This window comes from Arthrobacter sp. NPDC057009 (assembly GCF_042673905.1).
In the GTDB taxonomy this organism is placed as follows: Bacteria; Actinomycetota; Actinomycetes; order Actinomycetales; family Micrococcaceae; genus Arthrobacter.
In genome coordinates this window covers 100,754-120,826 of record NZ_JBHUSB010000002.1, presented here as the reverse complement: position 1 = coordinate 120,826, position 20,073 = coordinate 100,754, and the positions used below count along the sequence as shown (strand labels likewise).

General features: G+C 65.2%; 23 protein-coding genes. 8 read left to right on the top strand and 15 right to left on the bottom strand.

Translation table 11 applies throughout. The features are described 5' to 3' along the window. Positions 1–181: 181 nt before the first annotated feature. On the bottom strand, positions 182–475 hold the full coding sequence (locus tag ACFTR6_RS03740; protein ID WP_377956928.1) for an HPr family phosphocarrier protein: 294 nt from the start codon (positions 473–475) through the stop codon (positions 182–184). A 188-nt stretch (positions 476–663) separates the two neighbouring features. Here ACFTR6_RS03740 and ACFTR6_RS03735 point away from each other — a divergent pair, with 188 nt between their 5' ends. After that, positions 664–1,455, top strand: a complete 792-nt coding sequence (locus ACFTR6_RS03735) for a GntR family transcriptional regulator (protein ID WP_377956927.1) — start codon at positions 664–666, stop codon at positions 1,453–1,455. A 140-nt stretch (positions 1,456–1,595) separates the two neighbouring features. Here ACFTR6_RS03735 and ACFTR6_RS03730 read toward each other — a convergent pair whose 3' ends face one another. From ACFTR6_RS03730 to ACFTR6_RS03715, 4 genes are all read right to left on the bottom strand, one after another. Then, positions 1,596–3,266, bottom strand: a complete 1,671-nt coding sequence (locus ACFTR6_RS03730; protein ID WP_377956926.1) for a cytochrome bc complex cytochrome b subunit — start codon at positions 3,264–3,266, stop codon at positions 1,596–1,598. Beyond that, complete coding sequence (locus tag ACFTR6_RS03725) at positions 3,244–4,314, bottom strand: ubiquinol-cytochrome c reductase iron-sulfur subunit (protein WP_076802859.1); 1,071 nt, start codon at positions 4,312–4,314, stop codon at positions 3,244–3,246. Before ACFTR6_RS03725 ends, ACFTR6_RS03730 begins: the two co-directional genes overlap by 23 nt. Before the next feature lie 101 nt (positions 4,315–4,415). Then, on the bottom strand, positions 4,416–5,204 hold the full coding sequence (locus ACFTR6_RS03720) for a c-type cytochrome (protein WP_076802861.1): 789 nt from the start codon (positions 5,202–5,204) through the stop codon (positions 4,416–4,418). Between the two features lie 87 nt (positions 5,205–5,291). Beyond that, positions 5,292–5,960: a heme-copper oxidase subunit III gene (locus ACFTR6_RS03715; RefSeq protein WP_377956925.1), complete on the bottom strand. Its 669-nt coding sequence runs from the start codon at positions 5,958–5,960 to the stop codon at positions 5,292–5,294. A gap of 118 nt (positions 5,961–6,078) precedes the next feature. On the opposite strand from ACFTR6_RS03715, the gene trpD reads away from it, so the two are divergent. Then, a complete protein-coding gene (gene trpD, locus ACFTR6_RS03710) occupies positions 6,079–7,137 on the top strand; it encodes an anthranilate phosphoribosyltransferase (protein ID WP_377956924.1) in 1,059 nt (352 codons plus the stop codon). Positions 7,138–7,222: 85 nt separating this feature from the next. Here the strand turns inward: trpD and ACFTR6_RS03705 are convergent, their stop codons facing one another. Then, complete coding sequence (locus ACFTR6_RS03705; protein ID WP_003800871.1) at positions 7,223–7,504, bottom strand: Lrp/AsnC family transcriptional regulator; 282 nt, start codon at positions 7,502–7,504, stop codon at positions 7,223–7,225. Positions 7,505–7,609: 105 nt separating this feature from the next. Then, positions 7,610–8,020, bottom strand: coding sequence for a DUF3054 domain-containing protein (locus tag ACFTR6_RS03700; RefSeq protein WP_377956923.1), 411 nt, complete (start codon positions 8,018–8,020; stop codon positions 7,610–7,612). 99 nt (positions 8,021–8,119) lie between these two features. On the opposite strand from ACFTR6_RS03700, the gene ACFTR6_RS03695 reads away from it, so the two are divergent. The 3 genes from ACFTR6_RS03695 (at position 8,120) to ACFTR6_RS03685 (ending at position 9,834) form a co-directional block, all read left to right on the top strand. Beyond that, positions 8,120–8,503 (top strand): VOC family protein, encoded by a 384-nt coding sequence (locus ACFTR6_RS03695; RefSeq protein ID WP_087874606.1) that lies wholly within the window; start codon positions 8,120–8,122, stop codon positions 8,501–8,503. Positions 8,504–8,614: 111 nt separating this feature from the next. Further along, positions 8,615–9,088 carry a VOC family protein gene (locus ACFTR6_RS03690; protein WP_087874613.1) on the top strand — a complete coding sequence of 158 codons (474 nt, stop codon included), beginning with the start codon at positions 8,615–8,617 and terminating at the stop codon, positions 9,086–9,088. Between the two features lie 83 nt (positions 9,089–9,171). Beyond that, positions 9,172–9,834 carry a cyclodeaminase/cyclohydrolase family protein gene (locus tag ACFTR6_RS03685; protein ID WP_377956922.1) on the top strand — a complete coding sequence of 221 codons (663 nt, stop codon included), beginning with the start codon at positions 9,172–9,174 and terminating at the stop codon, positions 9,832–9,834. Here the strand turns inward: ACFTR6_RS03685 and ACFTR6_RS03680 are convergent, their stop codons facing one another. Then, positions 9,835–10,071 carry a hypothetical protein gene (locus tag ACFTR6_RS03680; RefSeq protein ID WP_140416719.1) on the bottom strand — a complete coding sequence of 79 codons (237 nt, stop codon included), beginning with the start codon at positions 10,069–10,071 and terminating at the stop codon, positions 9,835–9,837. A 96-nt stretch (positions 10,072–10,167) separates the two neighbouring features. After that, on the bottom strand, positions 10,168–10,932 hold the full coding sequence (locus ACFTR6_RS03675; protein WP_253250622.1) for an MBL fold metallo-hydrolase: 765 nt from the start codon (positions 10,930–10,932) through the stop codon (positions 10,168–10,170). A gap of 103 nt (positions 10,933–11,035) precedes the next feature. Here ACFTR6_RS03675 and ACFTR6_RS03670 point away from each other — a divergent pair, with 103 nt between their 5' ends. After that, positions 11,036–11,668: a dihydrofolate reductase family protein gene (locus ACFTR6_RS03670; RefSeq protein WP_087874604.1), complete on the top strand. Its 633-nt coding sequence runs from the start codon at positions 11,036–11,038 to the stop codon at positions 11,666–11,668. A 10-nt stretch (positions 11,669–11,678) separates the two neighbouring features. Here ACFTR6_RS03670 and ACFTR6_RS03665 read toward each other — a convergent pair whose 3' ends face one another. Further along, complete coding sequence (locus tag ACFTR6_RS03665; RefSeq protein WP_377956921.1) at positions 11,679–12,608, bottom strand: LysR family transcriptional regulator; 930 nt, start codon at positions 12,606–12,608, stop codon at positions 11,679–11,681. A 70-nt stretch (positions 12,609–12,678) separates the two neighbouring features. On the opposite strand from ACFTR6_RS03665, the gene ACFTR6_RS03660 reads away from it, so the two are divergent. Together ACFTR6_RS03660 and ACFTR6_RS03655 are read left to right on the top strand one after the other, a co-directional pair. Continuing rightward, positions 12,679–13,278: a short chain dehydrogenase gene (locus ACFTR6_RS03660; protein WP_377956920.1), complete on the top strand. Its 600-nt coding sequence runs from the start codon at positions 12,679–12,681 to the stop codon at positions 13,276–13,278. After that, positions 13,275–14,228, top strand: coding sequence for a DMT family transporter (locus ACFTR6_RS03655; protein ID WP_377956919.1), 954 nt, complete (start codon positions 13,275–13,277; stop codon positions 14,226–14,228). Before ACFTR6_RS03660 ends, ACFTR6_RS03655 begins: the two co-directional genes overlap by 4 nt. Positions 14,229–14,354: 126 nt before the next feature. Here ACFTR6_RS03655 and ACFTR6_RS03650 read toward each other — a convergent pair whose 3' ends face one another. The 5 genes from ACFTR6_RS03650 to ACFTR6_RS03630 form a co-directional block, all read right to left on the bottom strand. Continuing rightward, positions 14,355–14,954, bottom strand: coding sequence for a class I SAM-dependent methyltransferase (locus tag ACFTR6_RS03650; protein WP_377956918.1), 600 nt, complete (start codon positions 14,952–14,954; stop codon positions 14,355–14,357). Positions 14,955–15,293: 339 nt separating this feature from the next. Next, the gene (locus tag ACFTR6_RS03645; RefSeq protein ID WP_076802884.1) at positions 15,294–15,962 is read right to left on the bottom strand and encodes a GntR family transcriptional regulator; all 669 of its coding nucleotides are present in this window, start codon (positions 15,960–15,962) and stop codon (positions 15,294–15,296) included. 41 nt (positions 15,963–16,003) lie between these two features. After that, positions 16,004–16,990 (bottom strand): ornithine cyclodeaminase family protein, encoded by a 987-nt coding sequence (locus tag ACFTR6_RS03640; RefSeq protein WP_377956917.1) that lies wholly within the window; start codon positions 16,988–16,990, stop codon positions 16,004–16,006. A 39-nt stretch (positions 16,991–17,029) separates the two neighbouring features. Then, positions 17,030–18,169: an amidohydrolase family protein gene (locus ACFTR6_RS03635; RefSeq protein ID WP_377956916.1), complete on the bottom strand. Its 1,140-nt coding sequence runs from the start codon at positions 18,167–18,169 to the stop codon at positions 17,030–17,032. Positions 18,170–18,527: 358 nt separating this feature from the next. Continuing rightward, on the bottom strand, positions 18,528–20,015 hold the full coding sequence (locus ACFTR6_RS03630; RefSeq protein ID WP_377956915.1) for an amidohydrolase family protein: 1,488 nt from the start codon (positions 20,013–20,015) through the stop codon (positions 18,528–18,530). Between the last annotated feature and the right edge of the window lie 58 nt (positions 20,016–20,073).

Below are 20,073 nucleotides of genomic sequence, written 5' to 3'. Positions count from 1 at the left end.
GCGCCCCTGTTTGGTTGGTTACACTAGAACCCCCCCGGACACCACCAACATTTGTGGCCTTTTACAACACCGCCTGTTTTAACACACCGCCGGGGGCCCCCACCTTTTCGGTGGGGCCCGCCGTCGTTGTTTTGTTCTGCCGTCTTTTACATCACGGGTAACAGATGCAGCCTGCCCGGGTTCAGCTGGCCTTCTGCGATGCCAGCAGATCCACGAGGCCTGCAAGGACGGTCTCGGCTTCACCGAGGCTCCTGCCGGCAGGGAGGGCCGATTCCTTGACTGCGAGCTCGACCTCACAGCCGTAGTTGAAGTCGGCAGTCATGACCTCGAGCAGGGACCGGGCATCGACGGCGTCAATGCCGTCCTTGCGGATGGTCACCGGCAAGCCTGTCTCCGTGACCGCGCGGACGAACACCGCTGCGGGCCGGGCATGCAGGCCGATGGCCGCAGAAACTATTGCCTTACGAACGGGCAACTGGACTCCTTCATCTGGGACGGGATGGCACATTCGGGGGGAAGCCACCGTCGTCTTCCTTCTTTTTGTTCGTCCTTAAGAATATCGGCCCCGCTGCCGGCAATTGGCCGGGGGAGCAGCCTGGTCTAGACCTGTGGCCGCGTTGGCTTACCCTTGAAGTGTGAGCATGCATTACAGGAGCGGCCGCCGTGGCTGCTAACGTTGCCGCCATTGCCGGTGAAATCGACCGGACCAGCGGGACCCCCATTTACGTTCAGCTCCGCGAGATCCTCAGGAGCTACATTGCAACGTCGTGCCCGCCGGGCTCGGCGCTGCCTTCCGAGCGGGACCTGGCCGAGCGCTTCGGCCTGGCCCGGATGACCGTTCGCCAGGCCATCGACGCCCTGGTGGGGGAGGAGGTCATCGAGCGTGTGGTCGGCCTGGGCACTTTCGTCCGGAAACCCAAGCTGGACCTGCAGGTCAAGCTGACCTCCTACAGCGAAGAGATGCAGCGCCGCGGCATGGTGCCGGCGGCGAAGGTCCTGAGCTTCGAGCAGATCGCCGCCAGCGCCTTCCTGGCCCGCGAACTGCAGGTGGAGGAGGGAACACCCCTGGTGCGGTTCCGGCGCCTTCTGCTGGCCGATAACGAGCCGATGAGCGTGGATGAAAACTTCATCCCTGCCCACCGGGTGCCCGGGCTGCTCGACGGCGAACCGCCGACGTCGCTGTACAACGTCCTGAGTGAGCAGTTCGGGCTGGTCATGGAATGGGGCGAGGACATGATCGAGGCCACGGCTGCATCACCTTCCACCGCCCGTCTGCTCAATGTGGAGATCGGGGCGCCGCTGCTGAAGATCCAGCGGCATGCCTTCGTTGCCCGGGCCATGGTGGACTACTCCGTGTCCTACTACCGGGCGGACCGGTACAAGCTGTGGGTGCCGCTGCAGCGCCCCGGCGTACGGCCTACCCGCAACTACGCGTCGGGTTACCGGCAGCAGTAGCCTGTCCGCCGCCTGCTGCTGAAGGCGACGAACCCGTACCTTCCGTAACACACTCCGCACACAGAAAAGGCCCGGTCTTGGTGGACCGGGCCTTTTTCTTGGTGGAACTGGGTGCAGCTGCGGCCGTGTGGCGTGGCTTGCTAGTGGCTCAGGGTCTTCTGTCCCTCGCCGGCTTCAACTGCTTCATGGTGGCCGTGGCCGGCTTCCAGCTCGGCAGGTGTTGCGGGAGCAACGCGGTCCTCGAAGAACCAGCGGGACAGCTTCGCGCGGCGGTTTTCCTTGCGGGTGACCACGCCGTGCTCGTTCGGCTGGGCCGGAATCGGTGCGGGCGACTCGAAGCCAACAAGCTTGTAGCGCTTGTACTCGTCGAGCGGTGCGTGCACCTCGATGAATTCACCGTGCGGGAGGCGGACGATACGTCCGGTCTCGCGACCGTGCAGCGCGATTTCACGGTCCTTGCGCTGCAGCGCCAGGGCCACCCGCTTGGTCACGACGAAAGCGATAATCGGGCCGAGGAAGAACAGCGCGCGCAGCCAGTAGGTGACGTCGTTCAATGACACGTGGAAGTGCGTGGCGATGAGGTCGGAGCTTGCAGCTGCCCACATGACGCAGTAGAACGTGAAACCGGCCATGCCGATCGCGGTACGGGTGGGAGCGTTGCGCGGGCGGTCCAGGACGTGGTGCTCGCGGTTGTCCTTGGTGATCCAGCGTTCGATCCACGGGTAGGTGAACAGCACGGTGAACACGATGCCTGCGGGCACGAGGGCCGGAAGCAGCACGTTCAGAGTGAGCACCTGGCCGAAGATCACGTATTCGAAGTGGAAGTCGTTGATCACACCCGGCATCAGGCGCAGGGCGCCGTCAACCCAGCCGATGTACCAGTCAGGCTGGGTGCCTGCGGACACGGGGGAGGGGTCGTACGGACCGTAGTTCCAGATCGGGTTGATGGTGAAGAACGCCGCCATGAGGGCGATGACACCGAACACGATGAAGAAGAACCCGCCGGCCTTCGCAGCGTAGACCGGGCCCAGGGGGTAGCCGACGACGTTGTGGTCGTTGCGGCCCGGGCCGGGGTACTGGGTGTGCTTGTGCACGACAACCATGAAGAGGTGGATGACGATCATCAGCAGGATCAGGGCCGGCACCAGCAGGATGTGCAGCGTGTACAGACGGCCGATGATGACCGTTCCCGGGAACTCGCCGCCAAAGAGGAAGAACGAGATGTAGGTGCCGATCACGGGGATCGACTTGATCACGCCGTCGATGATGCGCAGGCCGTTGCCGGACAGCAGGTCATCGGGGAGGGAGTAGCCGGTGAAGCCGGCCGCCATGGCCAGGATCAGCAGGACGCCGCCCACCACCCAGTTCATCTCACGGGGCTTGCGGAATGCGCCGGTGAAGAACACGCGGAGCATGTGGACCGCGACAGAGGCCACGAACAGCAGGGCTGCCCAGTGGTGGACCTGGCGCATGAACAGGCCGCCACGGACGTCGAAGGAGATGTCCAGCGACGAGCTGTAGGCCACGGACATTTCAACGTTCTTCAGCGGCGTGTACGAGCCGTTGTAGTGCGTCTCCGCCATGGACGGGTCGAAGAAGAATGTCAGGAACGTGCCGGACATCAGCAGGACGACGAAGGAGTACAGCGCCACCTCGCCGAACATGAAAGACCAGTGGTCCGGAAAGACCTTGCGGCCGAATTCGCGGAGGATTCCCGATCCGCCGACGCGCTCGTCGACGAAATCAGTGAAGCGTCCGACTTTGGTGTTGGCTACGTAGGCGGGGGCTTCAGCTGTTGATGCTGCGCTCATGCTCATCACGCTCCCAGTAACTTGGTCCTACAGGTTCTTTGAAGTCGCTGGTCGCGACCAGGTAGCCCTCGTCGTCAACTGCGATGGGCAGCTGCGGGAGCGGGCGGCTGGCCGGGCCGAAGATAACCTTGCATTCCTGGGTGAGGTCGAAGGTTGACTGGTGGCACGGGCACAGCAGGTGGTGCGTCTGCTGCTCGTAGAGAGCAACAGGGCAACCGACGTGGGTGCAGATCTTGGAGTAAGCAACGATGCCGTTGTAGCCCCAGCTCTCGCGGCCCTCGGAGGGGTTGAGCGAAGCCGGATCGAGGCGCATCAGCAGAACGACGGCCTTGGCCTTCTCGTTCAGCTTGCCTTCGTGCAGTTCGTTGAGGCCTTCCGGGATGACGTGGAAGGCGGAACCGATGGTGACATCCGAGGCCTTGATGGGGGTTCCATCGGGGTCGCGGGTGAGGCGCTTGAGCTTGCCGTCCTGCGGGGCCCACATGGTGTGCGCCAGCTTGTCGTCCGGGCGCGGTCCCAGGTCACCGAAAACGGCGAGGGCCGGCAGCGGTGCAAGGGCAACTGCGCCAAGGAGGGTGTTGCGGATGAGGGGACGGCGCTTGATGCCCGTTTCCTCCACGATGTCATCCACGATCCGGACGGCCGCCTGGCGGTCGTCCTCGGTGCGGATTGCGTGGCGCTCCTCGGAGACCTCGTGGTCCGGCATGAGGGCCTTGGCCCAGTGCACGATGCCGGTGCCAATGCCGAGCATGGCAAATGCCGTTCCGATTCCCAGCAGTGCGTTCTGCAGCCGGATGGTGGCAATGCTGGAGTCATCTCCCAGGTCGATGGCGAAGTACGCCACCAGGAAGATCGCAGTGCCAATGACTGAGGTTGCGAACAGAGCGGCAACCTGCCGTTCTGCGCGCTTGGCGGCTTTCGGGTCCGTGTCAGCCAGGCGCAACCGGTGCGGGGGAATTCCAGGATCCTGGAATTTCTCCACCTCATGCTGACCAGCCGTAGCTACGGTGCCCGAGTGGTTCGGACTGCCGTCACTATGGTTGCCCATGATTCGCCTCATCCTTCTCTCGTCTCGGCCTTTGCCGAGTTAATGTTCAGTTCCAAACCTGCTGAGCAATCAGCAGGACATATATTTCGTGCCGGGTTCGGCTAGGACGTGCGGGACGTCAGCCAGATGGTGAAGGCGATGATGACGCCGAGGCCGGCAATCCACACAAACAGACCTTCAGAAACCGGGCCCAGTGCACCCAGGTCTGCGCCGCCCGGGGAGCCGTTGGTCTCGATCTGCTTCAGGAAGGTGATGATGTCGCGCTTGCCTTCAGGCGTGATGTTCGAGTCGCTGAACACCGGCATGTTCTGCGGACCGGTGGCCATGGCCTCGTAGATGTGCTTGCCACTGACATCGGCCAGTGCCGGAGCGAACTTGCCGCGGGTCAGCGCACCGCCGGCTGCGGCTGCGTTGTGGCACATGGCGCAGTTCACGCGGAACAGCTCGCCGCCTTCGGCGGCATTGCCCTTCTCGTCCAGGTACTCCTCGGCGGGAATGGCAGGTCCGGCGCCCAGCGACGCCACGTAGGCGGACAGCTGGTGGGTCTGGGTCTCGTTGAACTGGGCAGGCTTCTTGTAGGCCTGGGGACCGTTCATCTGCATGGGCATGCGGCCGGTGCCGACCTGGAAGTCAACAGCGGCGGCGCCGACACCAACCAGGGAGGGACCGTCCTGCGTGCCGCCGGCACCCATGCCGTGGCAGGTGGCGCAGTTGGCTTCGAAGAGCTTCTCGCCTTCCTGGGTATCGCTGGCGGTGAACTCTGCAGTGCTGGCTTTGGCCTCGTTGACGTTGGTGGCAACGGCGTACAGCCCACCAGTGAGGAGGAGGCCCATCAACAGCAGGGCTATTGCTGCCAGTGGGTGACGTCGCTTCTGCGAGAGTGCCTTCACGTGGTGGTTCCTTTATTCGATCGTGCGTCGGCTCCGGGAGCCGCTTCTAAAAATTCGGTCTCTTGGGTAAGAGGGGGCGGTGCTGGGCTACTGGAGGACGTAGATGACCAGGAAGAGGCCAATCCACACGACGTCCACGAAGTGCCAGTAGTAAGAGGTGACGATTGCCGACGTCGCCTCAAAGTGGCCGAACTTCTTTGCAGCGAAGGAGCGGCCCATGATGAGCAGGAAGGCAACCAGGCCGCCGATGACGTGCAGGCCGTGGAAGCCGGTGGTCATGTAGAAGGCGGAGCCGTAGGCGTTGGAGGAGAGCGACACATGCTCGGACACCAGCATGGCGTATTCCATGGTCTGGCCGGCAACAAAGAATGCACCCATGAGGAACGTGAGGGTGAACCACTCGTTCATGCCCCACCGGGTGAACTGCAGTGCACCGCCGCTGCGGCGCGGCTGGAGCCTCTCGGCGGCGAAGACGCCCATCTGGCAGGTGAAGGAACTTGCCACGAGGACGATCGTGTTAACAAGCGCAAAGGGGAAGTTGAGCTTGGCCGTCTCTTCCGCCCACATCTGGCCGGAAGTGGACCGGAGTGTGAAGTACATGGCGAAGAGGCCGGCGAAGAACATCAACTCGCTGGAGAGCCAGACGACGGTCCCGACGGAGACCATATTCGGGCGGTTCAGCGTGGGGTGCGCAGGGGTACTGGGGGCATGGGTCGCAGATGTCACATAGACATTATGTCTGCAAAACTCCGCCATGCCCAACGCAAACCGCCTTTTGCGGAGACTTTTTCTACAAAGACGCGAAATCGTGCTGAAAAGTTCCTGCCGGGGTTCACATTGGTCTTTGCAAGCGGCACCTCGATAGCATCAGGAGGTGACTTCACAGGTATCGGCACCGGCGGCAGGCAACACCTGGCCGCGCCTCATCTCGGCACTGTTGAACGGCGAACACCTGAGCGCGGACAGTACGGCGTGGGCCATGGACAACATCATGTCGGGGGCCGCAACGCCTGTGCAGATTGCCGGTTTCCTGGTGGCGCTGCGGGCCAAGGGCGAGACCGTGGAGGAGATCGCCGGCCTGGTCGATGCCATGGTGTCTCATGCCAATCCCATCTCCATCTCCGGTGAAAAACTCGACATCGTGGGCACCGGTGGTGACCAACTTAACACTGTCAACATCTCCACCATGGCTGCCCTTGTCTGTGCCGGAGCGGGCGCCAAGGTGGTTAAGCACGGCAACCGCGCGGCGTCGTCGTCGTCCGGTTCCGCAGACGTTTTGGAGGCGTTGGGGGTGCGCCTTGACCTGCCCATAGCCGCCGTCGCCCGCAACGCCGAGGAGGCGGGCATCACGTTCTGCTTCGCGCAGGTCTTCCACCCGTCGTTCCGCCACACCGCCGTGCCCCGGCGGGAGCTCGCCATCCCCACTGCCTTCAATTTCCTGGGCCCCCTCACGAACCCCGCCCGCGTGCAGGCCTCTGCCGTCGGCGTGGCGAACGCCCGCATGGCGCCGCTGGTGGCCGGCGTCCTGGCCCGGCGCGGCAGCCGCGGCCTGGTGTTCCGGGGGAGCGACGGCCTGGATGAACTCACCACGACCGGCCCGTCCACAGTGTGGGAGATCCGGGGCGGAGAGGTGACCGAACAGACGTTCTCGCCCCAGGACCTGGGAATCCCCCAGGCGACCGTCGAGCAGCTGCGGGGCGGTGACGCGCAGGCGAATGCCGCCGTCGTCCGCAGTGTCCTGGCCGGTGCAGCAGGTCCGGTCAGGGACGCGGTCCTGCTGAATGCGGCGGCGGGCCTGGTGGCATATGACCTTCAGGCCGACGGTCCGCTCACCGACCGCATGAAGCTTGCCCTGGGCCGGGCTGCGGAATCCATTGGGTCAGGCGCGGCCACCGCCGTCCTCGAGAAGTGGGTCAGCCTTTCGCAGGCCTGAGACGGAACTGCTCTCAGGGCAGTACGGCGGAGGGGCCATGCACCTGCAGGTGCATGGCCCCTCCGCTGTAAGTCCGGCAGCTTTGCTATTCTTCGAACCCCAGCGCGAAGGCGGCATCGAGGTCGTGCTGTGAGTATGCCCGGAACGCGATGTGCGTGGTGGTGTGCACCACCGCGGGCACCTTGGAGAGCTTGTCCGCGATGACGTCGGCAAGATCCTCGTGCTGGGCCACCCGCGCCACGGCGATCAGGTCCCATTCGCCTGTCACGGAGTAAACCTCGCTGATGCCCTCAATGGCGGAAATCTCCTCGGCCGTTTCGGGGATGCGTGAGGCGTCTGTCTTGATCAGGACGAATGCGGTGATCACTGTGAACCCTTCCGGATCTGTTGAGCTGTGCTGCCAGCCTAGTACAGGGCAGGTGGCCGCCGGGAACTCCTGTGCCCTGTGACGCGCCGCACCGGGAGCCGGTCCTCAGGCGCGGCGGCGTGCCCGGAGCCGGAGGGCTATGGCGACAACGAGGCGGTAGCCGAGGAGGAGCACGGCCAGGCTCAGCAGGGCAACGATCACAAAGGGCAGGACCACAGTCTGCCCCGTGAGCGCCCGCAGCGCCATTCCGATGGCCACGGCGCCGAGCCATACCGCCACCCCGGCCGGCCACAGCGCCAGGGGCCGCCGCCAGAGCCGCAGGAGCAGCCAGGCGACGGCCGCTCCGGCCAGGAACGGCCAGGCGGTACTGAGGATTCCGGCCACGGACTCACCCCGTGCGTGGGCATCGCGGCCGATGGCGGCAAAGATCAGAATGAGGATGACGTCGGCAGCTGCGGCGGCTGCCGTGAGGGCCGGAACTGCCCGTGTTCCGGAACGGTCTGATGGAGAAGGCATGCTTCCGAGCCTAGCCGTTATGGGCAGGTATTGCCCTGCCGCGCATATGCCGTGACCATGGCAGGCAGGAACCGAACAAGACCGCTTTAAGGAGCCCGCATGAAGGTCATCCAGATTGCGCAGCATGCCGAGGACCTTGACCGCGCGGCCAGGTTCTACACTGCCCTGCTGGGCACCGCGCCGGCGGCGGTCTTCGATCCTCCGGGACTGCTGTTCTTTGATCTCGACGGCGTCCGGCTCCTCTTGGAGCGCGGCGCACCGTCGTCGGTGATTTACCTGAACGTCCCGGACGTGCGATCGCAGGTGGCGGAGCTGGAGGTCAGGGGAGTGGAGGTGGTGGGCGCCCCGCATGTGATCTTCCACCACGTTGATGCACGGCTGGGCCCGGCGGGCACGGACGAATGGATGGCGTTCATCAGGGACAGCGAAGGCAACACGGTGGGGCTCGTGAGCCATGCAGCGCCTGCGGCGTCCGATGCTTAGGCCCGGCTGGTAGCCATTGTCCTCGGCAACCCGCGCGGCTAGTCTCAGGGCGGAAGATGCAGGAGACGTCCCTCGCCGGGGGCGTCCGGGCTCATGGAGGAGGAAAGCGGCATGCAGAAGATCACACCGTGCCTGTGGTTCGACAAGGAGGCGGAGGAAGCGGCCGAGTACTACGTGTCCGTCTTCGACAATGCCTCAATCGTGAGCGTGTCCCGCTTCGGCGAGGGCGGTCCCGGGCCGGCCGGACAGGCCGTCGCCGTCGAATTTGAGATCGAGGGCCAGCCTTTCCAGGCTCTGAACGGAGGCCCGGCCTTCTCCTTCAACGAGGCCGTGTCCTTCGTGGTCGATTGCGCCTCGCAGGAAGAGGTCGACCGGTACTGGAACTCCCTCACGGACGGCGGGAGCGAGAGCCAGTGCGGCTGGCTCAAGGACAGGTACGGAGTTTCGTGGCAGATAGTGCCCAAGGTCCTTGGCCAGCTCATCAACGGGCCGGACGCCGCCGGCGCCCAGCGCGCCGTCCAGGCGATGCTCGGGATGCAGAAGCTGGACATTGCTGGACTCCAGCGGGCTTACGACGGCGGTTAGTACCCCGGGCGGCCGGCCCACCCGTTGACCGCAACGGCCTGTCGTACTGTCTGCCCGCGCCCGGCGTGGGGCAGACTGGTGCCATGAGTGATGCTTCCGAGGCGGTTACGACCCAGAGTTCGACAGTGGAGGACTGGACGCAGGCTTTGGCGCAGTCCGTTGGTTCGCCGGGAGGCGGCGCCGGGGCAGGTGTGATGCTTGCCATCGCTGCATCACTGGCCTCCATGGTGGCCGGTTACACCGAGGCTGACGGGCGCCAGCAGCAGGAACTGGCCGATGTCCACGCCCGGGTGCGTTCACTGCGGGAGACCGCCCTGCGGCTGGCCGATGAGGACGCTTCAGCTTCCCGGGAATTCGGCGCGGCGTTCCGGCTGGATCGGGGCCCCGCGCGTGAGGAAGCCATACGCCGGGCATCCGTGAACGCCGCCAAGGCATCTGCCGTCCTCGGCGAGCGCGCCATCGACGCCATTGCGGACCTGGAGTGGCTGGCTGCCAACGGCAACCGGGCGCTTGTCGCCGACGTCGTGGTTGCGCTTGGCGCCCTCAGGGCAGCGGTGACCGGGGCACGGACCAACGTCAGTTTCGATCTCGCCGCCCTCACGTCCGCAGGACGCACCCTTGAACAGATCCGGGAAGAGCAGCCGGCCCTCTGGTCGACGGTTGAGAGTCTTGACGACGCCGTCGACCGGATCGACCGCCTGACTGACGAAGTGAATCAGCGTTCGGCCCCAACCGGTGCCGGCTGACTACTGGGCAAGCTCGTCGGATTCCGGCAAAGGGAATACGCTCTGGCCCAGTGCGGAGCCGTACAGCCTCCGCGGTTCGCAGCCCGACGCCGCGATCCAGACCAGCGTCCCGGAGGGCGTGGCTGTTTCCACGTAACCAACGCGGATCACAGTTCCGGCTTCCTCCACACGGACCTTCTTTCCCAGCAGGTCGGGCGAATCGTGAGTAGTGCTTGCAGTAAAAGTCCCCGGCGTCACTGTCGGTGGCTCCTTTGGTCTGAACGGCATTCGCCCCGGCATCTTGCGCGGCCGGGGTGAAATAAATGAATGCCATTCATTTTAGCGCCTCCGTTATCAACTCCGCAATGCTGCCAGGGCGTCGGCCAGCGGCATCCGCAGGGCGGGGCCATGGCCCGGCAGCACCGCCGAGGCATCTATTCCGTCCAGTCGGTGGGTTTCCGCGAGCGCCTGCCCGGGATTGGAGTGGAACATTGGATCCAGCATCTGGGGTCCGTTTTTCCGGCTGAGCGGGTGTCCGCTGACGAATGAGTCACCGACTGCAATCACCCCTGCTTCCCGAAGGAGGATTGCGGCATTGCCCGGCGTATGCCCCGGCAATGGGACGGCTTCGGGCTTGCCCGGCAGGTTCTGCAGCGTGTCCGGGTCCCAGGCCTGCGCGTCCGTCGCCGGCTTCGCTTTGAGGGCCCCTGCCTGGATGACGTGCGTCATCCAGCGGAAGACGCGGGGCCGCCAGGCGCGGACGATGACCTGGCCAAATGTGACCTGGTGCTTTTCCTTCCCTTGCACGTGGGCCAATTCATCCGGGGCGCACAGGATGGGCGTGCCGTAGGTCTCGGAGAAATAGGCAGCTGAGCCGGTGTGGTCGACGTGGCCGTGCGTGATGAGCATGGCTTTGGCATCGGCGGGCCGCAGGCCGAGACGGCGGATGGATCCCAGGACAAGGGGGCGGTCAGCCGGATAACCGCTGTCGATGAGCATGAATCCGGCCGCGTCGCGGACCACGATCCAGTTCGACGCCGGCCCTTCGACGAAAAAGATACCGGGCGCCGGTTCCGAAGTGCGTGCGGCAGGGTCCCAAACGGGGGAAAGGTGTTTCACGATGCACATCCTAGCCATGGGGCCGGTGCCTGTGCTTGTCTGTAGCGATGTAGCCCGGATCGCTTCCGGAGTCCGTGGCCGTCCTTCGATGAGGTGACACGACATGCAGTTGACGACAACGACCAACGTCTCGGTGGACGGCGTGATGCAGGGGTTGGGCGGGCCCGACGAGGACCGCAGCGGAGGCTTTGACCGCGGCGGGTGGGCCATCCCGTTACTCGACGCCGAAACAGGGGACTACCTCAACCAGGTTTACGGCAGTGCGGAGGCATTCCTCTTCGGCCGCCGGACGTACGAAATATTCGCCGGGTACTGGGGAGTGCTGCCGGATCCGGGCGCCAATCCGATTGCTGCCGCCCTGAACAGCCGGCCCAAGTATGTGGTGTCCACCACCCTGACGGGCCCGCGGTGGGAGGGCACGTCTGTTCTGCACGGCGACGTCGCCACCGCCGTCGGAGAGTTGAAGGATAAGCACGACGGCGTGCTGCTGGTTCCCGGCAGCGGCGCCCTGGTCCGGTGGCTGTTGGCCAACGAGCTGGTGGACCAGCTCGAACTGGTGACCTATCCCGTCGTCGTCGGCCAGGGTACGCGGCTGTTCCCGGATTCCGGACCCGACCTCGCGCTCGAGCTGGTCAGCTCGCGGACTACCTCGCGGGGCATCACCATCCAGGCCTATCGGCCCCATGGGCGTCCGGAGTATGCAACCTCCACTGCCGATCCTGAGAACGTCTTCTAGCCGGGTCTTCTCACTGCAGTACTGCAGGGCTTGAGGATTGGGTGAGCAGGCTGGGCGGGGTGCTGGTCGGGATTAGCTTGGTGAAGTAGCCACGGGAGAAGTCGGCGAAAGCGGCAGCGTGCGGGTGGGGGCCGGCCATGGGCCACAACATGGAAACGTCGACGGGCGGTGAGTCTTCCACCGGTAAGTAGGCGACGCCCGGATGCTGGTAGCTGTAGGCCGTCGCCGCCGAGGTCACGCCCACTGCATCGCCGAGTGCAATGCGCGAAAGCCATTCGTCGGAGTTGCTGACAGTAATGGTCCGTGGAGTGTGGCTCAGGTGCTCCCACAGCCTGGCCTTTGCTGTCGGTGCTGTTGAGCAGACCGCGAGCGGGCCGGCGGCGAGATCTGAGAGTGACAGGGCAGTCTCGGTGGCGAGCGGATTGTTGGTCGCCACGCCGGCGACGAGGCTTTCGGTGAACAGCGTTGTTGAGCGCAGTCCAGGGGCGGTTTCGGCCAGGGGCATGGCGCGGCGGATAATCGCGACGTCGATCTCCCGGTTCAGCAGTGCTGACTCGGGGTCGTTGGGCCGGCTGGGTTCAACGGGTACTTCGCTGATGCTGCGCCACTGCTGCAGGAGCGGAACAGTGTGGGACCCGAGGCCTGCCCAGGCCCATCCGAGCCGCAGCGGGCGGTTCCCGTCGTCGTGCAGGCTGGCTAAAGCGTTATCCAGCTGTACCAGCAGGACCCGGGCCTCGGCCGCGAGCCGCTGACCGGCCGGCGTGAACCTGACCCAGCGAGTGGAGCGGTCAACCAGCGGGACGCCGGCAATCTGCTCCAGCTGTGCAATGGTCCGGGACAGTGTGGGCTGGGTTGTGCCCAAAACAGCAGCCGCGGTGGTGAAGGTGTCCGACTCGTGGAGAGTGACCAGCGCCCGGAGGTGACGCAGCTCCACATTCATGCGTCCAGCGTATAGCAGGTGCCGGTGAATGTATTTCCCTCCGCCGAGGGGGAGTCCTTACCGTAGCGGCATGCGAATCATGATTATCGGAGCAGCAGGCAAAGCCGGCCAGGCGGTCCACCAGCATTTGGCAGAATTGGGCCACGAGATCGTCACTGTCGGGCGCAGCTCGGGCGATATCCGGTGTGACATCACGGACCCCGCCCAGGTCGATCGGCTGTGGGAGCAGTCCGGCCCTGTGGATGCGGTGGTCTGTGCCGCCGGAGAGGTTCCTTACGCCACGATTGATGAACTCGGCTCTGCGGATTATCAGGCGGCCTTTACCCAGAAGGCTCTCGCGCAGATCAACGTCGTCCGGACCGGGCTCGCCCATGTCGCAGAACGGGGATCGTTCACACTGATCAGCGGCATTCCTTCCCGGGACCCTGTGGTGTCTTCTGCTGCCGCGGCCATGGCCAACGGGGCCATCGAAGCCTTTGTCCGCGCTGCCGCCCTGGAGATCGCGCCCAGGCGGATCAATGTGGTGAGCCCCTCGGTGTTCACCGAGAGCCTGGGGGATTATGGCGACTTCTTCCCCGGCTTCGCCCCGGTTCCGGTGGCCGATGTTGCGCGGGGATACCGGAAAGCGGTGGAAGGCGCCGGAACCGGGCAGGTCATCACCCTGCCATGACACCGGCACGCACAACCGCCGTCGCAGCCTATGCCACCCTGGGCACCGTGTGGGGCTTCAACTTCGTCTTCATGCACATGGCCTCGGCGTACATCAGCGCAGAACAGACCACCCTGCTGCGGATCGCCTTCGGCCTCGTGCCTGTGGTGGTATTCGCACTCGTTAAGCGCGCCTTCGCCTGGCGGCACCTGCGGCATACGCATCATTTCGTGGTGATGTCGGTCCTGGCCACGGGCCTGTACTACTACGCCTATGCAGCCGGAACGTACCGGCTCGACAGCGGCATCGCTGGGGCCCTGAGCGGTTCGATTCCGTTGTTCGCGTTCCTGGCAGCGGTCGTGGCGCTGCGGACCGAGCCGTTCACGGTCCGGAAAGCTGCGGGGCTGGCGATCGGCGCGCTCGGGGTGGTCGTGCTGGCCCGGCCCTGGGCCGCCGGTGCCGTCGACACCACCGGCGTGCTGTACATGCTGCTCGGCTCGGCCAGCCTTGGCGCCTCGTTCGCTTACGCCCGGCGCTTCATCAGCCCGCTCGGTATCCCTGCCGCAGCCTCGGCGACCTACCAGATGGTCCTGGCAGGGGCCAGCCTGACAGTGGTCACCGACCTGGACGGCATCACCGCGATCATGGACGACCCGCTCGCTCTTGCGGGGGTAGCACTGGGGCTCGGAGCGATTGGCACCGGTCTGGCATTTATCCTCTACTACATCACCATTGCCAGGCTGGGTGCGCTGACTGCCTCCACCGCCACCTACATCCCGCCCGTGGTCGCCGTCATCATCGGTGCCACCTTCCTCCGCGAGCCTGTCCTTCCCACAACGATCCTCGCGATCGTCCTCATACTCGCCGCCGCCGGCGTTATTCAGATGCCGTTTAGCGGCGGACGGCTGCGGCCCGGTGGCTATGTGCGGAAACGGGAACCGCGAACGTGCAGTACCAATACTGAAGCGTAAAGCGGCACCATTTCGGCTGCGAAACTCCTGGCCGCGATGAGCGCTGCGCGGCCAGGCAAAGGATGCCATGGCACTGCTAGAGATTGCTGGGCGGGGGAGTAGGGGGTCTATCCATTCCTCTGGCCTTCATCGGGCAATTGCGGCAATAGCTGCGTGCGGTCGTTTGCTGTGATCCTGACGCGTTTCGACGTCGAGGACCTCAAACCCGGCATCATCCAATAGGAGGCTCATCTGGTTTATGGACCAGTAGTAGGCCTTGGTAATTGCATGATCGAGCGGTTCGCCTGACACGCCTTCGAAAAAGCCGGCGAGCAGGTGCCCTTGTGGCCCCAGAACCCTTGCGAGTTCGGAGAGAACCTGGGGTAGCTCCGCCGGGGCCAGATGAATGAGGGAGTACCAGGCCAGCACGCCATTGAGGCTGCCGTCGGCCAGGTCGAGGGCACGGAGTGAGGAAACCTGATAGGGAACGTCGGGAAAGCGGATGCGGGCGTTTTCTATGAACTCAGGAACGAGGTCGATGCCTGTGATTTCGACACCCCGTTTGTGAAGAAAGTCCGTCCAATGTCCCGGGCCGCATCCGGCGTCGATGACAGGACCGCTTAGCTGCTCGGACCATCGTTCAATGCGGCGACGGTCAAGCTCATGCATGTCTTCGACGGTGCCGAGGACACCCGTGTATTCCGCCGCATGTGCGGCGTAGGCACGTCGAACTAGAGCATCAGTCACGCAACAAGTGTAGGTAGGACAAGAGGAGGGGCCACCGTGCATCGGACGCAGCAGTAACTGTTCTACTTTACATAATGCTGATTATCGGCGTTCTAGGCCGAAGCGTGAGAGGGGGCGCCCAATCTTTCGTGGCCACCCGCCGGCATGGCCGCACGCTGCAGCTGAGATCCGCGGTTTTCCGCGGCTGTCGTATGCCGTATCCAGACCGGGTCCAGGCCAGGTATCCGGCGCACCGACGGCGTGCGTTGCAACGCCGTCAAACCCCTCGACGGTCCCCAAGCGGCGGCACGCGGAGTTCCGTTTACTTGACATAACGTCGCACTCTCAACGCAGCCAGGCTCAGCCCTCAGGCAGGCGTCCGGCCAGGCCCTGGAGCGACGGTGCCCGGCCCAGTTCGACGTGGGCGAAAGCCAGCGCCGCTGCCAGTTCGGCCTTGCCGTCGTAGATCGCCTGGCACAGGCTGAGGTGTTCCGCGCACTGTACCTGCGGATCACGGTGCCCGGTCAGGGTGAAGAGCCACTGCATCCGCCCCAGCAGGGGCTTCATGGAGTACTCCAGCAGCGAATTGCCGCCCATCGACACGATTTCCGCATGCAGCGCCGTATTGAGCAGCGGTATCTGCGCATCGTCATGCCTCAGCGTTGCCTCTTCCGCCTGGTCCATCATTTGCCGCAGCCGGGACGATGAGCCGCCGCGGGCTGCAGCCTGGGCCGCGAGACGAGCTGCGAGAACTTCGAGGCTCAACCTGACGTCAAAGAGTTCGTTGACGTCTTTCAGCGTGATCTGCTTTACCGTGGCCCCGCGCCGTGGCGAGGTATCAATGAAACCTTCAGCTTCCAGCTGCTGCAGGGCCTCCCGCACGGGGACCCGGGAAACGTCGAGGGCCTGGGACAGCTCGCGTTCCCTGAGTCGGGATCCCGGCGCAAACTCACCGGAGATGATCAGCTCGCGGATCCGCGCCCGGGTGGTGTCCGCCGAGGACGAGGGAGATTCCGCCTGGACTGTCATTGGTGCCTCCCGCTCTTCCCGGCGTCTTCATTCCGCCCGCCTCAGTTATTCAGCTCCACGTGGGTGCCGATCCCCTGGTTGAGCGCAGCGTCGTACAGGAGCCGGCCGATGGCCAGATCCTGCAGACCGATACCCACCGAATTGAACAAGGTTACGTCCTCGTCCGCCAGGCGCCCTGCTTTTGTCCCGGCCGCCACGTCACCGAGTTCGGCTTTCACGTCGTCGAAAGTCATCACGCCTTCCGCCACCGGGATGATCAGTCCCCCGGATTTCGCCTTTGCCGTGGCGAGGCTGTCCACGAAGACCCGCGCCCGCACCATGCCGGCTGAATCGATCTCCCGGTGGTCCGGCCGGGGGCGGGACCCGACGGCGTTGACGTGCAGTCCTGGCCGGAACCACTCCCCCTTCACCAGCGGTTCAACTGCCGGCGTGAGGGTGCACAGGACGTCGGCGCCTTCCACGACTTCCCGGACACTGGAGGCACGCGCGATGTTGAGCCCGTACCGGGAAACCTCGTGGCAGAAGGCTTCGACGGTGGCCGTCGAACGGGACCACACCACAACGTTCTCAATGGGCAGCACGGCAAGCATGGCTTCCACATGGGCCACAGCCAGGGCCCCGGCACCCACGAGCCCCAACGTGGTGCTGCCGGGCCTCGCGAGGAGCTTCGTGGCGACGGCACTGGCGGCTGCAGTGCGGACCCGGGTGGGTACTTTGCCGTCGAGGATGGCCAGGGTTTCGCCGGTCAGCTGGGACACGAGCATGATCGTGGACCGCTGCGTGGGCAGGTTGGCCGCCCCGTTGGCCGGGATGTCTGCCAGCAGCTTCACGGAGGCGAGTTCCTCGGTGCCGGACAGCGCCGCCATCGGCAAAAACCTCGCATCGGAGGACGGCAGCACGAGCGAAGCAGGCGCCGGCTGGACTGCCGTCCCCCGGCTGAGGCCGGCAAAGACGCGTTCGACGGCGGCGATGGTCCCCGGCATGTCGGCCAGGGCCTGGAGCTCGGAAGCAGTGAGGATCAGGGTCATGGATCGCTTTCTGGATAAGGGGGCGGTCAGGGCGGGAGGTTAGAGGTCGTTCCGCACCAGGACACCCTGCGCCACGACGGCAGCGATCTGTTCCAGCGCCGTGGCACTGCTGAGCGGATCTGCGTTCACGATGACGGCGTCAGCATACGAACCGCGGAGCAGACGCCCGGCGTCGGCGCTCCAGCCCAGCAGGGCGGCGGCATTGACCGTTGCCGCCCGCAGGGCATCCAGCGGTGAAAGCCCGGCCTCAACAAGAAGCCGCACCTCGGTGCCGATCGGCGTCACCTCGGACCCGAAGGAATCGGTCCCAGCCACGACCGTCACACCGGCTTCGTGGGCTGCCCGCACCGCTTCCTTGATGATCGGCGTGTATTCCCGGCCCCGCGCCGCCAGAACGGGGTCGGAGGATCCTGCCATGCTGTTGATGGCGTCCAGGGTGGGCGTGAAGTACGTCCCGCGGCTGGCCATCCGGGAGATGGTCTGCTCGGTTACGAAAACGCCATGCTCGATGCTGCGCACACCCGCGCGCACTGCACCGTCGATCCCCTCCGCGCTGTACGCGTGGCAGAGGACACCCGCTTTGCCTGCGGCTGCGACCACCGCGGACAGCTGGTCGTAGTCGTAGACGAGTTCCCGTGGATCCTGCTCCGGAAGACCCGCCCGTGGATTGGCCCGGGTCTTGAGGACCTTGGCGCCCCGTTTGAGGTTGACGCGGGCGAGGTAAGCGAGGTCCGCAGGTTCGGTGACTCCCCCGTGCAGGGCTGCAAGCTGCCCAAGGTCCGGGTCCGCCAGGAGCGACTCCCCCAACTCGGGCGAAATGAACAGCCCTGCCGGGCTCATGCGGGGCGACGCGCCGGCCGCCCACTCGGGCAGGGCGGCCAGCGCCACGTCCTGGTAGAAGCTGCTGGATCCGCTCCTGACGCTGGTCGCCCCGGCCTGCAGGATGGTGGCAGCATCGGACAGTGCATTGGCATGCACGTGCACGTCGATGAGGCCCGGAACCACCCAGCGGCCGGAGGCGTCCACTGTCGTGGCCCTGCCTGCCAGGGCGGCGACGGCACGCCGCGTTTCGTCACGGCTGCCGACGGCTCTGACCCGGCCTTCTTCGAGAACGAGGACGCCGTCTTCCACTGCATTGCCCGTCTTGGGGTCCACGATGGTCCCGCCCTCGATGATCATGGGCGTAGGTGAGCCGGGCGCCTGCGGCTGGAGTTTGAGGCGTTGCCTGTTGCCTCCGCCGCGGGCGCGCTGCCGAGCTGCGCTGCAAGGCTGGCCATTGAGATTCCGGCCAGCGCGGCCGCCCCGGCCAGAATGCCGCGTCGCGGGACGGCAGCTGCGGGAGGGGCGGCCGGGGTGTGGTCGTGCAGGCACATTGTTCTCTCCAAAGGGGGTGGGCCCCGCCATAGGAGCGGGGTCTCGTCAGTAAGTCAGGGACGGGGTGTTCTGCCAAGCGCCAGGGAGCTGCCGCTCCGGGTTGCAGCCGAGATCGAATGACCTCAGGATACTGGTTTTGGTATACCAAAACAATAGCGGTGGACTAGCTGCTTGGCGTCGTCATCGCAATCCGCGCGGGCCGGTACACGGGCGGAAAGAGCTGGTCCGGCTCTCTGCGCTGTACGTCCCGCTCGGAGTAGGCAGCCCGCATCCGGTCGAAGAGCAGCTGCCCGTCGGCGCGCAGCGCCTCGAGGTCTACGCCGGGCAGGGCGCCCCCAATGACGACGGGACGTCCCGCCACGAACGTGTCTGTCACTTGGCGCGCCGTGCCGTTCAGGACCAGGGTCCGCAGGGGATCCTCGACGACGCCGTCGCCAAAATGTCCCAGCGAGACCACGGCGATGTCGGCCTGCATCCCGGGGGCAAGCCGGCCCAGGTCAGCCCGGCCGAGGGCGCGTGCTCCGCCCAGGGTGGCTGCGTCGAAGTAATCCGCCAGGCTTCCGGCGTCGGGCCGTTCCTCCACGAGCCGGGCCAGGTGCATGCCGACGTCGATGCCCCGCACAAGGTCCGGCGGGAAGGAGTCGGTGCCCAGGCACATGTTGACGCCTGCCGCGCGGAATCGGTCGAACGAGACCAGCTGCTTCTGGTACCGGAAGGAGGTCAGCGGACAGTGGACGATGCTGACGCTATGTCTGGCGAGCAGGTCCAGCGGCCCTCCTGGGGCAACTGCGTCGGGGTCCTTGCCGTCGATCACCACGCCGTGCGGAATGAGCAGGCGGGTGCCGAAAAGTCCCGTCGATTCAAGGAGTTCGAGGACTCCCCTGCCTGCGGACTGCTGCAGGAGCCCGTCCTCCAGCGGGGACTGAAGGCAGTGGAGACGGACGATTGCGTCCCTTTCGCGGGCGATGCGTGCTGTTTCCCGCATGATGTTTTCGGAGAGGGTCTCGATGCGGCATGGCAGTAATACCCCGGTGACGAGCGGGTCCGCGAGGCCCGCAGCGTAGTCCAGGAATCTTTCGGCGTCGCGGAGTCCCGCGATCCCCTCGGCTTCGTCGAAAAGGACGGCACGGGTTCCTTCGGCGGTGGTGGTGTGGACGCCGGACCGGTAAGCCGGCCCGAGGAAGCCGCGGAGCCCCATGCGCCGGCTGGTCTCCGCCATGTCCACCAGCTCCTCGAAGCTGTCGGCCCAGGAACTGTGGATCTCGGAGGCAATCGGCATGTAGGTCGTGATCCCGTGCAGGGCGAGCTGTGCCAGGGCGAACTCGCGGACCTTCGCCCGCTCAGCCCTCGTGAAAACATCCCGGCGGCGGTTGGCAAAGTAGTCCTCGGACCACAGGTGGCCGGGCGCCACGCCGGGTGACGGCCAGGAGTCAAGAATGAGGTGGTCGATGTCAGCCAGTGCATCGAGGTCAATCAGGCCAGGCATGATCAGGCTCTGCCCGTAATCATGTTCCTCGTCCACCGGTCCGCTGTAGTTGTGGCCCACGAAGACGATCGCGTCACCGTGGAACACGACTTCCCCGTCCTCAATGAGCGTGTGCTGGTTTCCGTCAGAGCCCAGGACGTATCGGGCTGAGATTTTCGTGAACATGTGTGCCTCCTTGCACAGGTGGGACTTGCACAGGTGTGAGGATTTTTCCCGCCATCGG

Excerpts from the sequence above, each read along its gene's own strand:
- ACFTR6_RS03695 (WP_087874606.1), top strand. The coding sequence starts at position 8,120 with ATGAAGGTCATCCAGATTGCGCAGCATGCCGAGGACCTTGACCGCGCG.
- ACFTR6_RS03715 (WP_377956925.1), bottom strand. The coding sequence starts at position 5,960 with ATGGCGGAGTTTTGCAGACATAATGTCTATGTGACATCTGCGACCCAT.
- ACFTR6_RS03700 (WP_377956923.1), bottom strand. The coding sequence starts at position 8,020 with ATGCCTTCTCCATCAGACCGTTCCGGAACACGGGCAGTTCCGGCCCTC.
- ACFTR6_RS03730 (WP_377956926.1), bottom strand. The coding sequence starts at position 3,266 with ATGAGCGCAGCATCAACAGCTGAAGCCCCCGCCTACGTAGCCAACACC.
- ACFTR6_RS03685 (WP_377956922.1), top strand. The coding sequence starts at position 9,172 with ATGAGTGATGCTTCCGAGGCGGTTACGACCCAGAGTTCGACAGTGGAG.
- ACFTR6_RS03665 (WP_377956921.1), bottom strand. The coding sequence starts at position 12,608 with ATGAATGTGGAGCTGCGTCACCTCCGGGCGCTGGTCACTCTCCACGAG.
- ACFTR6_RS03690 (WP_087874613.1), top strand. The coding sequence starts at position 8,615 with ATGCAGAAGATCACACCGTGCCTGTGGTTCGACAAGGAGGCGGAGGAA.
- ACFTR6_RS03660 (WP_377956920.1), top strand. The coding sequence starts at position 12,679 with ATGCGAATCATGATTATCGGAGCAGCAGGCAAAGCCGGCCAGGCGGTC.
- ACFTR6_RS03725 (WP_076802859.1), bottom strand. The coding sequence starts at position 4,314 with ATGGGCAACCATAGTGACGGCAGTCCGAACCACTCGGGCACCGTAGCT.
- ACFTR6_RS03635 (WP_377956916.1), bottom strand. The coding sequence starts at position 18,169 with ATGATCATCGAGGGCGGGACCATCGTGGACCCCAAGACGGGCAATGCA.
- ACFTR6_RS03670 (WP_087874604.1), top strand. The coding sequence starts at position 11,036 with ATGCAGTTGACGACAACGACCAACGTCTCGGTGGACGGCGTGATGCAG.
- ACFTR6_RS03630 (WP_377956915.1), bottom strand. The coding sequence starts at position 20,015 with ATGTTCACGAAAATCTCAGCCCGATACGTCCTGGGCTCTGACGGAAAC.
- ACFTR6_RS03655 (WP_377956919.1), top strand. The coding sequence starts at position 13,275 with ATGACACCGGCACGCACAACCGCCGTCGCAGCCTATGCCACCCTGGGC.
- ACFTR6_RS03645 (WP_076802884.1), bottom strand. The coding sequence starts at position 15,962 with ATGACAGTCCAGGCGGAATCTCCCTCGTCCTCGGCGGACACCACCCGG.
- ACFTR6_RS03640 (WP_377956917.1), bottom strand. The coding sequence starts at position 16,990 with ATGACCCTGATCCTCACTGCTTCCGAGCTCCAGGCCCTGGCCGACATG.